Here is a 14,934-nt window from a genome sequence, read left to right on the forward strand (position 1 = left end):
CCGCAACTTCACTTCGCTACGTTCGCGAACCGCGTGCGCACAGGTGCGCACCCTACGATGTGCAACATACGCGAATCCGGTCAGGCCTTCGCGGCCGACAGCATGCGCTCGACGTAACGCGCGATCAGGTCGATCTCGAGGTTGACCTTGGCGCCGGCGCGCAGGTGCTTGAGGGTGGTGACTTCGAGCGTGTGCGGGATCAGGTTGATCGAGAAGCGGCATACCTTGCGTCCATCCGCCTCGATGTCCTCGACCCGGTTGACGGTCAGCGACACACCGTTCACAACCACCGAGCCTTTGTAGGCGAGGAATTTGGCCAGCTCCGCCGGCGCGTCGATCACCAGTTCGAACGACTCGCCAACCGGCTCGAAGCTGTGCACTTCGCCCAGCCCGTCGACGTGTCCCGACACCAGGTGCCCGCCCAGGCGTTCGGCCAGCGTCAGCGCCTTTTCCAGGTTCACCTGGCCCGGCTCGGCCAGGCCAGCCGTGCGGTTCAGGCTCTCGCGCGAAACGTCGACCGTGAACGAGCGCTCGGTCTTTGCCACTACCGTCATGCATGCGCCATTGATGGCGATCGAGTCGCCCAGCGCCACGTCCGCCAGCGACAGCGCGCCAGCGTCGATATCGAGGATTACGCCCGCCTCCAGCCCGTCGGCCTGGGGCGTGACCGATTTGATAGTGCCTACGGCAGCGACGATTCCAGTAAACATAAAGCCTTATTCCTCCGGTTTGATAAATCTGGCCAGGATGCGCACGTCGGCGCCAACCTGTTTGAATTCGTGAAAAGCCAACTTCTGCCTGTCCGCCAGTTTCGCCAAAGGCGGCAGCGCGAACATGCCCTGCCCCGCGCCGATCAGGCACGGCGCCAGGTACACCAGCAGTTCGTCGACGCAGCCTTCGCGCACCAGCGATGCGTTCAGCTTGGCGCCGGCTTCCACGTGCAGCTCATTGATCTCGCGCCGGCCCAGTTCCTGCATCAGCGCCGGCAGGTCGACCTTGCCGGCGGGGTTGGGCAGATTGATCAGGTCGTGCCCGGCCGCGCGCAGCCGCGCTTCTTTTTCCGCATTCGGGACCGCGGTCACGATCCAGCACGGCTCGCCCTGCAGGATCTTCGCGTCGAGGGATATTTCGAGCTTGCTGTCGACAATCACCCGGCGCGGCTGACGCGGCGTGTCGATGCCGCGCACTGTCAGTTGCGGGTCGTCGGTCTTGACGGTGCCGATTCCCGTCAAAATGGCGCAGGCTCGCGCGCGCCACGCGTGGCCGTCCTGGCGCGCTTGCGGTCCGGTGATCCACTGGCTTTCGCCGCTCGCGAGGGCCGTCACGCCGTCCAGGCTGGCCGCGCTCTTCAGGCGCACCCATGGACGCCCGCGACGCATGCGCGAGAAAAAGCCTATGTTCAGTTCGTACGCTTCCTCTGGCAGCACGCCGGACGTGACGGCAATGCCGGCCGCCTCCAGCTGCGCCAGGCCGCGTCCGGCCACCAGCGGATTGGGGTCAGTCATCGCCGCCACCACGCGTCCGAGCCCAGCCTCAACCAGCGCGTTAGAGCATGGCGGGGTGCGTCCGTGGTGGCTGCATGGCTCCAGCGTGACGTAGGCGGTGGCGCCGCGCACGTCGTTGCCGCGCTCGGCGGCGTCGCGCAGCGCCTGGATCTCGGCATGCGCCTGGCCAGCGGGCTGGGTATGGCCAGCGCCAATGACGACGCCGTCCTTCACGATCACGCAACCGATGCGCGGGTTGGGCGTCGTGATGTACATGCCTTTGGCTGCCCATTCCAGGGCCAGCGCCATGCCTTCGATGTCGGTGTGGATCTGCACGTTGGTGTTCATTGTGTGGCTGTCATGGCGGCGCCTCGGCACCGTCACAACCGGCGTCGCGCGCGGGATCGCACACGCGCGCCCGGCCCAGCATGTTGATTTTAATACGGCGCGTGTGCCGCCCCTGGAACAGCGAGAGCGTCCCCAAGCGCGCCTGCGCGCTGCTGGTGTCGCTGCAGCTTCTTCCAGCGCCATTGTAGGCGATGTAATACGGCGCTGCAGGGCTCGTGAAGGCAAAGCGGACAGTGATCCCTTCGGCCAGTGGTCCGTGCACGGCGATGATCTCATCCTGGGGACCGGGTTTGCGGTCGCGATCCCGGTCGACGAAGACGGTCCAGCCGCGCGTCCAGTCGACCCCCAGCGGATCGGCGGGCCGCAGCATCACCCTGCCGTTGCGCCCCATGGCCTGGGAACGCGTCAGTTCGATCGCGCTGAACAGGTCGTTGACGGCGGCTTTGAGCTGCAGGCCGTAAATCAGGTCGCGCATGGCCGGGGCCGCAATCGCCAGCGCCACGGCGCCCACCGCCAGCACGATCATTAACTCGACGAACGAAAAGCCGCGGGGCCGGGCCGTCATGGCCAGCAGTGCGATCCCTGTCCGCTGGCGCCTTGCTGGCCGGCGCTGCTGAGCGTCAGGGTGCCGCATTCAGGCTCGGCAAAGCGTGCGTCGACATTGGCGGTACCGGGCCGCGCACGCACCTGAACGCATTCGCTGATCTTACGGTCTGGGCACGCCCGGGCATCGAGTTCGTAGGCGCTGGAGCGGGCGTTCGGTCCCGACCACCACTTCATGCCCGGTTCGTCCGGCATCTGCGCCTTCGAAAACGCCACGTAGGTATTGTGCTGCGCATAGTGGCGTTCCTCCTGCTGCAGCGCTTCGATCATCGCGACCTGGGCCTCGACGCGCTTGGTCTTGGTGATATGGTGCGCATAACTGGGATAAGCCAGTGCGGCCAGTATGCCCATGATTACCACTACTATCATCAGTTCGATCATCGTAAAGCCCTTCATCGATTCCTCCCTTGTTTTGTCATTCAATCGCGGCCTGGTGCAGTTCCGGCCAGTTGGCCACTTCGCGCCAGCCAATGCGCTGCCTGGGCAGCCTGTACCAGGACTGCAGCACCACCTGGGTGGAAGCGCGGGTGCCGAAGCCGATTGCGGTGATGCGGTAGACGCTGCCGGACGGTTGACCGGATGCAGGCGGCAGCAACTCGATGATGTAGGCCGGCCGCCGGGCCGGTAGCAGGCCCGTGCCCGTTGGCATCGCGGCACCGGTGAAGCGGCCGTACGGGACAGCGAAGTCGCCGGCCAGATCGACGGCATGCCATGCAGGATGCGCATGCCCGTCCGCCGCCTGGCATAGTCCGAGGTCGAAGCTGGTCCGGCCGCAGCCGGGGGCGAAGGCCGCAGCGCTGCCGGATGCAAGCGCGGCGGCCCGCGACGAGGCGGGGTCAAGGCCGCCGCCAATATCTCGCTCCGCGTCCGTCAAGGCTGCTTCGGCCGCCTGCAGGGCGATGTGGCGATCGCGTTCGGCGCGTGCGGACTTTTCCGCGTTGAGCGCGGTGCGCGCCGCGCAGACCCCGGCCATCAGCACCGCCAGCATCAGGACCAGCGCGGTGACGAGCGCCGCGCCGTTTTCATGGAGCCGCCGCACGGGTCACCTCTGCCGCAGGAACACAGTGGTGGTGAACAGCCTGCGTTCGCGCGCCTGCCCATCCGTCGCCAGCGCGGCCTCGGCCAGTTGCGATCCCGGGTCGCTTCCGGCGTGCGCGTCATACGCGCTGCCGAACAGCCTGAATGTGGCGTTGCCTGCCTTGCCAAGCCCCGGCTGGCCCGCATGCAGCAGCAACGCGACCTTCACGCTCACCACGCGCTTCCAGTACGTGCGCCGCTGCCTGTCCTGTTCGCGCGCGGTCTCGGTTGCACCCTCCGGCACCAGATCCGCGTCGAGTGCGTCGATGGCGCTCGCGTTGACGTAGCGATTCGGCACGCCATCCGGTGGCGAATCCGTATCCACGCCGTAGAGCACCTGGAAGCCGTCCACGCCGCTCACCACCGCGTCCGCGTTCCAGCCGCTCGCGCCACGGTACTTGCAGCGCAGCTCAGGCTCGCCCTGCGCGTTGCGCGCTACGTAAAACACGCTCCAGCCCTCGTCACCGGCGCCGACGGAAAAGCCAGCGCAGCTGGTCACGCTGCCGTCGCCATGCTGGCCCGGTCCGGCGCCGCTGAAGCGCACCGCCAGTACGTCGCTGCCATTGACCGCCACCGGCAGCGGATCGGCGATGCCATGCCCCGATTTGCTGACCGTCTTGCTGTCCAGCCCCGCCAGCCTCGCCGGCGCGGTATCGTCCGGCCCCGCGTCAAGATCCCAGTCCACATACGCGGCCTGGCGCAGCGCGCGGCCGATCAGGTCAAGCGCAAACCTGCCGCCGTCCTCCAGCGCCGCTGCGTGAGCTTGCGCCGCGAACGCGCGGTTGGCCGTCACGAGCAGGGAACCGGCGGCAAGCAGCACGAACAGGCCGATGGCCATCGCAACCAGCAGCTCGGCCAGCGTTGCCCCGCGCTGGTGGCAAGCGGCAAGGCTCATCCGGCCACTCCCGGCACGACCAGCGCGACGATCGGCGCGTCCACACCCGTGTTGCCGCGCCAGCCCAGCTTGACAACCAGCGGCGCGCCAGCCGCGCCCTGGCATTCCCACGCCAGCTTGGTTCGGGCATCGCGGCAGACCACTATGCGCCCGTTCGGAAAGCCGGTACGCAGCGCTTCGCGCACTTCGTACAGGTCCGCCTGTGCGATTTCGCCAGGACTGCAATCGGCGTCGCCATAGCAGGAGGCCGGGGCCGGGGGGCCGTCGGCAGCGGCGTCATACTCGATGAGGTAGGGATTGTCGGCGTCCCCGAGCGCCATCGCGACGGGATTGGCGCGCATGCGTTCGACAAGACTGGCCGCCAAATGCACTGCCGCCGACATCAACGCGGACTGGTGGCGCGTGCGCTGCGCGGCCATTTGCGCGCTGCTCGCGCCGACGATGCCGACCGCAAGCACGAGCATGGCCACCAGCACCTCCACCAGCGTGAATCCGCCAACCAGAACCGAACGCACCGCCCCTCCATGGATCGAATGAGCGACCGGCGTGGCCACTCGCGTGGAGTGAGAAGTTATCAGTGGCGCCAAGCCCAGCCATGAGCGCGCTCAACCGTGCGCCCTTGGCAAACCGGCCCCGTTTGGTGCACCAGGTCAGCGCCCGCGCATGCGTGCCAGCAGTTGTCTGGGCGCGCGAAGCGCCTGCGCGGTATTGAGAATCCAGCGATCGGCAGGGCTTTCGCCAAGTTCAGCATCGGCGATTCGCTGCTTGAACCTGCGCCTCATCGCGCCGGCGGCAACCTGCGCGACGCGCGCCGCGCCGGCCATCATCTGCAGCCGGGAACGATAGAGGTCCACGCGGTGCAGCACGGTCATCCGCCCCAGCAGCTTGAACTTGTAGTCGTAACGCCCCCAGCCGAAATGGTATTGCCGGTCGCCGCGCTCGATCGCATCGCAGACGCTGAAGTAGCAGCACAGCTTGCCAAGCTGGTAGGCGTTATAGCGCGAATCGTGCGCCAGCACGTACAGGTGGTAGGTGGAACCGACCCGGAAGCTGATGGCGCCGCCGCAGATGCGCGACTCGATCGTGGCGGCGACGACGACGCCGTATTTCTGAACCAGCCGCAACAGCCGTTCCACGTCCTGCTCGGTGTGGCAGGAGACCTGCCCTTTCTCGGTCATCCGCGACCGGTTGAAGGCGATGATCTGCCGGACAAGTTGTTCGCTTGCCTCGCCACGCTCGAATGCCTGCACCCGGAACGATGGATGGTCGTTTTGTATCTGCCGAAGCGCACGCCGCATGGCGGCACGTGTATTCTTGCCCAGGCTGGTCATGTACGCCTCGCCCGACGCTGGCAGCGGCATTCGGATGTCTTCCAGGCACTCGACCAGCTGCAAGGGATAACGGATCGCGTCCGCCTTGGTGCTGATGGCGTAGAACGAAATCAGCCGCACCTTGCGGTAGCGCGCAAACACGGCGTCGGCAAAGCGATTGATGTCCTGCGCCGCGACCGGCATTTGCTCGTTATAGACCTGGACCCGGCTGCCCTCGCGCCGAAACAGGAACAAGGTTGTGATGCGCCCAGCCTCGCGCACCACATAGGTGCTGGCGTGCGGTGCGGCCTCGTAGATGGCAAAGCGCGCCACGGTCGTCATCACGCATTCGTACAGCCGTTCAAGCTCGGCCTCGACGAAGGCTGGCACCTCGTTGTCATAGAACTCGATCTGCGGCCCGGCGGCGGCGATCGCAGCGACCTGCGCCTCGCATTGCGTTTCCAGGGCCTGCCCTCTCGGAAAGTGCATCGGCTTGCCTCCTTGGAGGTCGTTTCAAAACGAGCATGGCTGGCTAACCGTCGCCCCCGCGAAGGCGGGGGCCCATACTGAGCCGATCTGGCACGCTGTCTATGGGTTCCCGCCTGCGCGGGAACGACGGAGCAGGCTGTGAGGGCGAGCGCCGGCCTTGCTCTGGCTCCGAAAGTTATCAGGCGAGCTCAAAGGAGGCATGCGGTGCCTCAAGCGTGCGAGGGCGCACGGGAAGGGATTATTTGCGCGGCTGGCCGACTTCGGCGATTGCCTGCTGAAACTCGGAGAGGTCCTCGAAATTCTTGTAGACCGAAGCGAAGCGGATGTAGGCGATCTTGTCCAGGCGCTTCAGTTCAGCCATCACCAGCTCGCCGACGTAACCGGTATCGACCTCGCGCCGCCCGCTGTTGAGCAACTTTTCCTCGATCGACGCGATCGCGTGGTCGAGCGCCTCGGCGGACACGGGACGCTTGCGCAGCGCAAGCTTCAGGCTCCCGCGCAGCTTGGACGACTCGAACTCGGTGCGGCTGCCGTTCTTCTTGACGATGATCGGCATCGACAGCTCGATGCGTTCGTAGGTGGTGAAGCGCTTGTCGCAATGCGAACAGCGGCGCCGGCGCCGGATGGCATCGCCCTCCTCCGATACGCGCGTATCGAGGACCTGGGTATCTTCACTCTGGCAGAAGGGACATTTCATGGGCGCCGGGGCTGCTTAAAAATGGGCCGCATCAGCGGCCCGGGGGTGCGTTGTTACGAAGCGTAGACCGGGTACTTGTCGGTCAGCTTCTTGACCTCGAGCTTGACGCGCTCGATGGTCGCTTCGTCGTGCGGGTTGTCCAGCACGTCGGCGATCAGGTGGCCTACCTTGACCGCGTCTTCTTCCTTGAAGCCGCGGGTGGTGAACGCCGGGCTGCCCAGGCGGATGCCCGAGGTGACGAAAGGCTTTTGCGGGTCGTTCGGAATGCCGTTCTTATTGCAGGTCATGTGGGCGCGGCCCAGGATCGCCTCGGCTTCCTTGCCGGTCAGGCCCTTCGGACGCAGGTCGACCAGCATCACGTGCGATTCGGTGCGGCCAGAGACGATCCGCAGGCCGCGCTCGATCAGGGTCTCGGCCAGCGCCTTGGCGTTCTTCACCACCTGCTGCTGGTATTCCTTGAACTCCGGCGACAGCGCTTCCTTGAACGCGACGGCCTTGCCAGCGATCACGTGCATCAGCGGACCGCCCTGGATGCCCGGGAAGATCGCCGAATTGATCGCCTTCTCGTGCTCGGCCTTCATCAGGATGATGCCGCCGCGCGGACCGCGCAGCGACTTGTGGGTGGTCGAGGTGACGAAGTCGGCGTGCGGCACCGGGTTCGGGTATTCGCCGGCGGCGATCAGGCCTGCGTAGTGCGCCATGTCGACCATGAAGTAGGCGCCGATTTCCTTGGCGATACGGGCGAAGCGCTCGAAGTCGATGCGCAGCGCGAAAGCGGAGGCGCCGGCGATGATCAGCTTGGGCTTGTGCTCGCGCGCCAGGCGTTCCATCTGCTCGTAATCGATGTCTTCCTGCTCGTTCAGGCCGTACGACACCACGTTGAACCATTTGCCCGACATATTCAACTGCATGCCGTGGGTCAGGTGGCCGCCTTCAGCCAGCGACATGCCCATGATCGTGTCGCCCGGCTTGAGCATCGCGAAGAACACGCCCTGGTTGGCCTGCGAGCCCGAGTTCGGCTGCACGTTGGCCGCTTGGGCGCCGAACAGCTCCTTGAGGCGGTCGATCGCGAGCTGCTCGACGATGTCCACGTATTCGCAACCGCCGTAGTAGCGCTTGCCCGGGTAGCCTTCCGCGTACTTGTTGGTCAACTGCGAGCCCTGCGCCTGCATCACAGCCGGCGAGGTATAGTTTTCCGAAGCGATCAGCTCGATGTGGTCCTGCTGGCGAACATTTTCCTTTTGAATTGCGTCCCACAGTTCCGGGTCAACATTGGCGAGCGTGTGATCTTTTGCAAACATGAAAAAAACTCCAATCGATAAGAAACCAGACAACAGGAGGGTTGAATGGACCGCCAAGGCCGAATCAGAGCTTGGCACGGCAAAGCGGCCGCGACACAACTAACCCATCGGTGGCTGCCCAGGCGAACGGCGGATGATATCTCACGTTCCCCGGTGGGTTTCCACCTTCGCTGCGGCCCGAGTGGACGCGGCTTTTCGCCAGTTACGTGAGACGCAAATGGACCAATGATTGTAAGTCAGGCGGCTGATTAGGGCAAGGAAAGGGCTGTCGCGATTGCAAGCCTTTGGGAGAAAGCGACGCCGTGGTCAATTCGGCTACAATCTTGCAGCTTTCTTGCAGCTTTAATCATCCATCAGGAACACATCATGATCGTATTCGTCACCGGCGCCTCGGCCGGATTCGGCGCCGAAATGGCGCGCACCTTCGTCAAGCACGGGCACCAGGTAGTGATGGCGGCGCGCCGCATGGACCGGCTCGATGCGCTGGCCAGGGAACTGGGCGAATCGGCGCTGCCGGTCGAGATGGACGTCGCGAGCAAGGAGTCGATCGATGAGGCGCTGTCGATGCTGCCCCAGTCCTGGCGCCAGATCGACGTACTGATCAATAACGCCGGGCTGGCGCTGAACACCCTGCCGGCGCACCAGGTCCCGCTGGCGGACTGGGAAACGATGATCGACACCAACTGCAAGGGACTGGTGACGATGACCCACGCGCTGCTGCCGGCGATGGTCGAGCGCGGCAGCGGCCTGATCATCAACCTGGGCTCGGTGGCCGGCGCCTACCCCTACCCCGGCGGCAACGTCTACGGCGCAACCAAGGCCTTCGTCGAGCAGTTCACCCTGAACCTGCGCGCGGACCTGGTGGGCACCGGCGTGCGCGCGACCAACCTGGCGCCCGGGCTGTGCGGCGGTACCGAGTTTTCGAACGTGCGCCTCAAGGGCGACGACGCGGCCGCGGCCAAGGTCTACGAAGGCACCACGCCGCTCACGGCCAAGGACATTGCCGACACCTGCTACTGGATCGCCACGCTGCCGCCCCACGTCAACATCAACCTGATCGAGATGATGCCCACCTGCCAGGGCTTCGGCCCGCTCAACATCCGCCGCGCCTGATCCCCCAGGTTCTCGCCAGTGTCAGATTTGTTATGGTTTGTAACAACGCGACACTGTGCGTGAGAAAGTGTTACAGTCCTTGGCTATGCCGGCGGCCTCAGCGTCTACTACCGCCGGCGTTGCTAGCCCAGCCATGAGGGCTACCCGCCATTCCCGCCTGCGGATGTGCGCTAGCGTACATATCGTCCGGTAAATGGCGTAAAATGTTTCTTCTACTCATTTATGGCAATTGAAATGCCTTCAGTTTTTACCTGGGCGGCCCGGGTCTACTACGAGGACACTGACGCCGGCGGCATCGTTTTTTACGCCAATTACCTGAAGTTTTTCGAACGCGCCCGCACCGAATGGCTGCGCGCCGCCGGTATTGGCCAGCAGGAATTGTTGGAGCAGCAAGGCGCGGCCTTCGTCGTCAGGAGCGCCCGCATCGAATACCTCGCGCCCGCCCGCCTGGACGACGAACTCACGCTCACCCTGACCATCGAAAAGCTCGGCCGCGCATCGGTCCAGTTCGCCCAGCAAGCCTGGCGCGGCGACCAGTTGCTGACCAGCGCCAGCGTCAAGGTTGGCTGCATCGACGTGGGCACCATGCGCCCCCGTTCCCTACCCGATGACACCGCTGCTAAAATGCGCGCCGCCTGATAATTCTTATTGAGCAAACACACCTGATGAACGCAGCACAAGACCTCTCCTTCGTCGCCCTGATCTCGAACGCCCACGTGCTGGTGCAACTGATCATGCTCATGCTGTTCCTGCTTTCGCTGTTCAGCTGGACCTACATCTTCCGCAAGCTGTTCACGATCCGCTCCGCGCGTGCCCAGACCGAGCAGTTCGAGCGCAGCTTCTGGGCCGGCGGCAACCTGCACACGCTGCACCAGAGCACTGCCAGCCAGCGCGACCAGAGCGGCGCCCTGGCGCGCATCTTCGAAGCCGGCATGGGCGAGTTCATCAAGGGCAAGCAGGCCGCTTCGCGCGATGCGCTGGACGTCAACTCCGTGCTCGACGGCGCACGCCGCGCCATGCGCGCCGCTTTCCAGCGTGAAATGGATGCGCTCGACCTGCACCTGAACTTCCTGGCCTCGGTCGGCTCGGTGTCGCCCTACATCGGCCTGCTGGGTACCGTGTGGGGCATCATGAACGCGTTCCGCGGTCTGGCCAGCGTGCAGCAGGCGACCCTGGCCGTGGTCGCGCCCGGCATCGCCGAGGCCCTGATCGCCACCGCGATCGGCCTGTTCGCCGCGATTCCGGCTGTGGTCGCCTACAACCGTTTCACGCACGACATCGACCGCCTCGCGATCCGTTTCGAGACCTTCGTCGAGGAATTCTCGAACATCCTGCAGCGCCAGTCGCGCTAAGCCGGGGGAACGAGATGGCCTTTTCCAGCAGCCTGCGCAGCGGACGCCGCCGCAAATTAAAGTCCGAGATCAACGTCGTGCCGTACATCGACGTGATGCTGGTGCTGCTCATTATTTTCATGGCGGTCCCGGCAAACGAGACCCCGAGCGTGGTCAACCTGCCCAAGGCCGAGAAATCGGCATTGCCGCCGGATACCTACATCAAGGTCGAGCTCAAGCCCAATGCCGCGCTGTCGATCGGCGTGGGCGGCAAGGCGCGCGTCGCGAGCGAAGACGTGGCCGACCGCAGCGCCCTGCTGCAGCGCCTGGCCGCGCTGCATGAGGAACATCCGGACTACCCGGTCATGATTGCAGGCGACCGCGACAGTAAGTACGATGACGTGATCCAGCTGATCTCGGAAGCAAAGAAGATGGGCATCAGCCGGGTCGGCCTTGCCACGAAGTGAACAAGAAGCAATGCCAGCAATGAAGCACGCCCACGCCGGCACGCCCTACCGGGTGCCGCCAGAACCGAGCCGCCTGCCAGCGATCCTGCTGGCCGTGGCGGTGCACGCCGTGCTGTTGGCGTTCTTGTGGATCGGCATCAGCTGGCATAACCATGTGCCGGTCGCGGTCGAGGCCGAAGTCTGGGACATGAAGGCCGAGGCCGCCGCCCCGATTCCGCCGCCGCGGGAAGCCGAGCCCGAGCCGGAACCGGCGAGCACGCCGCCGCCGAAAGTGGTGGAACAGCCGGTCGAAAAGCCGGCCGAACAGCCCGACATCGCCCTTGAGCTGGAGAAAAAGCGCAAGGAAGAGAAGCTGAGGAAAGAGCGCGAGCTCGCCGAGGAAAAGGCACGCGAGGACGCGCGGCTGAAGGAACTGGCGAAGAAGGAAGCCGAGAAAAAGAAAGCCGAGGAACTGGCGAAGCTTGAGAAGAAGAAGGCTGAGGAACTGGCAAAGAAAGAGGCTGACAAGAAGAAGGCCGACGAACTTGCCAAGAAGGAAGCCGAGAAAAAGGAAAAGGCCGAGAAACTCGCCAAGGCCAAGCACGAAGCGGCGGAAGCCGCCAAGCGCGAGCAGCTGCGCAAGGAAGACCTGCAGCGCATGATGGCCGCCGCCGGCAGCGGCGGCACCGGCACCGCTGCGAAGTCGAGCGCGCCGCATGCGGACAGCAGCTATGTGGCCGCGATCACCGCCAAGGTCAAGAGCAATACGTACTACGGCGGCAGCACCGACGTGCCCGGCAATCCGAGCGTCGAGTTCCGCGTTGAACAGTTGCCAACCGGCGAGATCATTTCGGTCAGAAAGACCCGCAGCAGCGGCAATCCGATCTTCGACGATGCTGTGGAAAAAGGAATTAACAAGGCGTCACCACTACCCAAGAAGAAAGATGGTACGGTAGAGCGTTCGCTAGTGATCGAATTCAAGATGAAAGACGTCACCTGACCGCGAACCCCTGAACCCTAGCTGAGAGCCACATGAAGAAATTACATTACCTACTGTTCAGTGCTTCCCTGCTGATGGGCACCGCCCAGGCCCAACTGCGCGTCGAAATCGCAGGCGTAGGCAGCAACCAGATCCCGGTCGCGGTGGCCGCGTTCGCCGACGAATCGGTGGCGCCGGAACAGGTGTCGGCCATCATCCGCGCCGACCTCGAGCGCAGCGGCGTGTTCAAAGTCATCGATGCGCGCCAGCCGATCAGCGAAAAGGCCAGCATCGACTACGGCGCCTGGAAGTCCAGCGGCGCCGACGCGCTGGTGATCGGCAGCGTCGAGCGGATGGCCGACGGCCGGTTCGCGGTGCGCTACAAGCTGCTCGACACCGTCAAGCAGTCCGAACTGTCGTCCATGTCCGACGCCGTCCAGTCGAAATACACCCGCCTGCAGGCGCACCGCATTGCCGACGACGTCTACGAGAAGCTGATCGGCGTGCGCGGCGTCTTCGCGACCCGCGTTGCCTATGTTAACGAGAACCGCGCCGCCCGGGATTACCGCCTGGAAGTGGCCGATGCCGACGGCGCAGGCGTGAACGTGGCCGTGCGCTCGAACGAACCGATCATCTCGCCGTCGTGGGCGCCGGACGGCACCAAGGTCGCGTACGTGTCGTTCGAGCAGAAAAAGCCGGTCGTCTACGTCCAGGACCTGATCACCGGCCAGCGCCGTGTCGTCGCCAACCAGAAAGGCAACAACTCGGCGCCGTCCTGGTCGCCTGACGGCACCAAGCTGGCGGTGGCCCTGTCGAAGGACGGCCCCACCCAGGTGTACGTGGTGGGCGCCGACGGCAGCGGCCTGCGCCGTGTGACCAACACCTTCGGCATCGAGACCGAGCCGCAATGGGCGCCGGATGGCCAGACCCTTTACTTCACCAGTGACCGCAGCGGCGGCCCGCAAATTTACAAGATGAGTGCAGCGGGCGGCAACGCCACCCGCGTGACGTTCACCGGCAGCTACAACATCAGCCCGCGCATTTCTCCCGACGGCAAGACGCTTGCCTGGATCTCTCAGCGCGACGGCAATTTCTCGCTGTACGCGATGGACCTGGCCAGCGGCCAGGAGCTGCGCCTGGCAGACGGGGCCACCGAACCGAGTTTTTCGCCTAACGGCAAGTACATCATGTATGCAACCAAAGGCGGCGGCCGCACCTCGCTGGCTGTGGTCTCGGTCGACGGACGGGTCAAGCAGCGCTTGACCACCCAAGCGGGAAATATTCGGGAGCCCAGCTGGGGTCCCTTTATGAAGTAAGTTTTTTAACCCAGGAGAAAAACCATGCGCAACATCAAGAGTGTCGCCCTCATCGCGATGGCTGCCGCCGTACTGTCGGCTTGCAGCTCGACCAAGCTTACCGAAACCCCGGTTGAAGAAAAGGCACCGGTTGCTGCTCCGCAGCCGGAGCCGGTTGTCGATAGGCATGAAGTCAAGCCCGTGGAAACCGGCTCGGTGGACCCGCTGAACGACCCGAAGGGCGTGCTGGCCAACCGTTCGGTCTACTTCGACTTCGACAGCTACAGCGTCCGTGAAGATGGCAAGTCGGTGGTCGAGAACCACTCGGGCTACCTGACCAAGCACGGCCAGCGCAAGATCCTGATCCAGGGTAACACCGACGAGCGCGGCGGCACCGAATACAACCTGGCGCTGGGTCAGAAGCGTGCCGAAGCCGTTCGCAAGGCAATGGGCGCACTCGGCGTGTCGGACGGCCAGATGGAAGCCGTCTCGCTGGGCAAGGAAAAGCCGAAGGCCGACGGCCACAACGAAGCAGCGTGGGCTGAGAACCGCCGCGCTGACATCGTGTATCAGTAATCAGCCGAACAGGGCTGATTGACAGCGGGGCGGGAGGCAGTGCAGACTGCATCCCGCCCCGTTTCCAATTGCATAACCGGTTTTGAAAGAGCCACAGATCATGAAACTGTCCCAGACCCGTCTCGCCGCCGCCTGCCTCGCGCTGGCCGCGTGGCTGCCCCTGCAGGCGAACGCCGGCCTCCTCTCGGACGATGAAGCGCGCAAAGCGATCATCGAACTGCGCGCCAAGGTTGACGCGATCGACCGTGACCTGAAAGCCCGGATTGATACCAAATCGGACAAGACTGCCGCGCTCGACATGCTGAACCAGCACGAGCAGACGATGACCGAAATCGCGCGCCTGCGCGGCCAGATCGAAGAGCTGGCGAACCATATCGCGCAAACGGAAAAGCGTCAGAAAGACTTCTACGCCGACCTCGATGCGCGCCTGAAGAAACTCGAGCCGCAGCAACAGACGATCGACGGCCGCCAGGCGGAAGTGATGCCGAGCGAAAAGAAAACCTACGACGCCGCGATGGACGTGTTCAAGTCGGGCGACTACAAGGCCGCGGCCAGCGCGCTGCAGGACTTCGTCAGGCGCTTCCCGACCTCGGCGTATGCCGCCAACGCGCAATACTGGCTGGGCAACGCCCATTATGCACAGGGCGACTTCAAGAATGCGATCGCGGCGCAGGAAGTCGTCGTGGCCAACTACAGGGATAGTGCCAAGGCGCCGGACGCGCTGTTCAATATCGCCAGCAGCTACCGCGACCTCAATGACAAGAAGGCACAGAAGAAGGCATTGCAGCAACTGATCAAGGAGTACCCGGATTCGTCGTCCGCACAGGCTGCAAAAGACATCCTGGCGAAGCTGAAGTAAGAAAATACCCAGGTCTAGTTCCGCACGAGCTACGTGAACATTTGACAGAGTTGCGTTCGCCCCATATAATCTCGCTTCTTTCGGGTCGTTAGCTCAGTTGGTAGAGCAGCGGACTTTTAATCCGTTGGTCG

18 protein-coding genes and 1 riboswitch are annotated in these 14,934 nt (G+C 64.2%); of the genes, 8 read left to right on the top strand and 10 right to left on the bottom strand.

Annotated features, from left to right (window positions below; genetic code table 11):
• Nucleotides 1–80: 80 nt before the first annotated feature.
• The 10 genes from E4O92_RS14235 to glyA form a co-directional block, all read right to left on the bottom strand.
• A complete protein-coding gene (locus tag E4O92_RS14235; protein WP_135190400.1) occupies nucleotides 81–710 on the bottom strand; it encodes a riboflavin synthase in 630 nt (209 codons plus the stop codon).
• Nucleotides 711–716: 6 nt separating this feature from the next.
• The gene (gene ribD / locus E4O92_RS14240) at nucleotides 717–1,832 is read right to left on the bottom strand and encodes a bifunctional diaminohydroxyphosphoribosylaminopyrimidine deaminase/5-amino-6-(5-phosphoribosylamino)uracil reductase RibD (protein WP_229483361.1); all 1,116 of its coding nucleotides are present in this window, start codon (nucleotides 1,830–1,832) and stop codon (nucleotides 717–719) included.
• A 10-nt stretch (nucleotides 1,833–1,842) separates the two neighbouring features.
• The gene (locus tag E4O92_RS14245) at nucleotides 1,843–2,397 is read right to left on the bottom strand and encodes a GspH/FimT family pseudopilin (protein ID WP_135190401.1); all 555 of its coding nucleotides are present in this window, start codon (nucleotides 2,395–2,397) and stop codon (nucleotides 1,843–1,845) included.
• Nucleotides 2,394–2,831: a type IV pilin protein gene (locus E4O92_RS14250; protein ID WP_229483363.1), complete on the bottom strand. Its 438-nt coding sequence runs from the start codon at nucleotides 2,829–2,831 to the stop codon at nucleotides 2,394–2,396. The genes E4O92_RS14245 and E4O92_RS14250 overlap by 4 nt, the downstream gene beginning before the upstream one ends.
• Before the next feature lie 19 nt (nucleotides 2,832–2,850).
• Complete coding sequence (locus tag E4O92_RS14255; protein ID WP_229483365.1) at nucleotides 2,851–3,474, bottom strand: pilus assembly PilX family protein; 624 nt, start codon at nucleotides 3,472–3,474, stop codon at nucleotides 2,851–2,853.
• Nucleotides 3,475–3,477: 3 nt separating this feature from the next.
• On the bottom strand, nucleotides 3,478–4,407 hold the full coding sequence (locus tag E4O92_RS14260) for a PilW family protein (RefSeq protein ID WP_135190402.1): 930 nt from the start codon (nucleotides 4,405–4,407) through the stop codon (nucleotides 3,478–3,480).
• Entirely contained in the window at nucleotides 4,404–4,922 is a 519-nt protein-coding gene (pilV, locus tag E4O92_RS14265; RefSeq protein WP_229483367.1) for a type IV pilus modification protein PilV, read from the bottom strand. Before pilV ends, E4O92_RS14260 begins: the two co-directional genes overlap by 4 nt.
• A 135-nt stretch (nucleotides 4,923–5,057) precedes the next feature.
• Nucleotides 5,058–6,206, bottom strand: a complete 1,149-nt coding sequence (locus E4O92_RS14270; RefSeq protein WP_135190403.1) for a GNAT family N-acetyltransferase — start codon at nucleotides 6,204–6,206, stop codon at nucleotides 5,058–5,060.
• A gap of 238 nt (nucleotides 6,207–6,444) precedes the next feature.
• Nucleotides 6,445–6,903, bottom strand: a complete 459-nt coding sequence (gene nrdR / locus E4O92_RS14275) for a transcriptional regulator NrdR (RefSeq protein WP_135190404.1) — start codon at nucleotides 6,901–6,903, stop codon at nucleotides 6,445–6,447.
• A 53-nt stretch (nucleotides 6,904–6,956) separates the two neighbouring features.
• Complete coding sequence (glyA, locus tag E4O92_RS14280; protein WP_135190405.1) at nucleotides 6,957–8,204, bottom strand: serine hydroxymethyltransferase; 1,248 nt, start codon at nucleotides 8,202–8,204, stop codon at nucleotides 6,957–6,959.
• A gap of 109 nt (nucleotides 8,205–8,313) precedes the next feature.
• Nucleotides 8,314–8,420, bottom strand: a riboswitch (ZMP/ZTP riboswitch).
• 150 nt (nucleotides 8,421–8,570) lie between these two features.
• Here glyA and E4O92_RS14285 point away from each other — a divergent pair.
• The 8 genes from E4O92_RS14285 to ybgF all read left to right on the top strand — a co-directional run bounded on the left by E4O92_RS14285 (nucleotide 8,571) and on the right by ybgF (nucleotide 14,803).
• The gene (locus tag E4O92_RS14285; RefSeq protein WP_135190406.1) at nucleotides 8,571–9,317 is read left to right on the top strand and encodes an SDR family NAD(P)-dependent oxidoreductase; all 747 of its coding nucleotides are present in this window, start codon (nucleotides 8,571–8,573) and stop codon (nucleotides 9,315–9,317) included.
• A 234-nt stretch (nucleotides 9,318–9,551) separates the two neighbouring features.
• Nucleotides 9,552–9,956: a tol-pal system-associated acyl-CoA thioesterase gene (ybgC, locus tag E4O92_RS14290; RefSeq protein WP_135190407.1), complete on the top strand. Its 405-nt coding sequence runs from the start codon at nucleotides 9,552–9,554 to the stop codon at nucleotides 9,954–9,956.
• A gap of 26 nt (nucleotides 9,957–9,982) precedes the next feature.
• Nucleotides 9,983–10,669: a protein TolQ gene (gene tolQ, locus E4O92_RS14295; protein WP_135190408.1), complete on the top strand. Its 687-nt coding sequence runs from the start codon at nucleotides 9,983–9,985 to the stop codon at nucleotides 10,667–10,669.
• A gap of 14 nt (nucleotides 10,670–10,683) precedes the next feature.
• Nucleotides 10,684–11,115, top strand: coding sequence for a biopolymer transporter ExbD (locus tag E4O92_RS14300; RefSeq protein WP_135190409.1), 432 nt, complete (start codon nucleotides 10,684–10,686; stop codon nucleotides 11,113–11,115).
• 19 nt (nucleotides 11,116–11,134) lie between these two features.
• Entirely contained in the window at nucleotides 11,135–12,094 is a 960-nt protein-coding gene (gene tolA, locus E4O92_RS14305; RefSeq protein WP_135190410.1) for a cell envelope integrity protein TolA, read from the top strand.
• Nucleotides 12,095–12,126: 32 nt separating this feature from the next.
• Nucleotides 12,127–13,389: a Tol-Pal system beta propeller repeat protein TolB gene (gene tolB, locus E4O92_RS14310; RefSeq protein WP_135190411.1), complete on the top strand. Its 1,263-nt coding sequence runs from the start codon at nucleotides 12,127–12,129 to the stop codon at nucleotides 13,387–13,389.
• A 24-nt stretch (nucleotides 13,390–13,413) separates the two neighbouring features.
• Complete coding sequence (pal, locus tag E4O92_RS14315; protein WP_135190412.1) at nucleotides 13,414–13,944, top strand: peptidoglycan-associated lipoprotein Pal; 531 nt, start codon at nucleotides 13,414–13,416, stop codon at nucleotides 13,942–13,944.
• 100 nt (nucleotides 13,945–14,044) lie between these two features.
• Nucleotides 14,045–14,803 carry a tol-pal system protein YbgF gene (gene ybgF / locus E4O92_RS14320; RefSeq protein ID WP_307721748.1) on the top strand — a complete coding sequence of 253 codons (759 nt, stop codon included), beginning with the start codon at nucleotides 14,045–14,047 and terminating at the stop codon, nucleotides 14,801–14,803.
• Nucleotides 14,804–14,934: the final 131 nt, after the last annotated feature.

The sequence above is a fragment of the Massilia horti genome, assembly GCF_004614195.1.
GTDB lineage: Bacteria > Pseudomonadota > Gammaproteobacteria > Burkholderiales > Burkholderiaceae_D > Telluria > Telluria horti.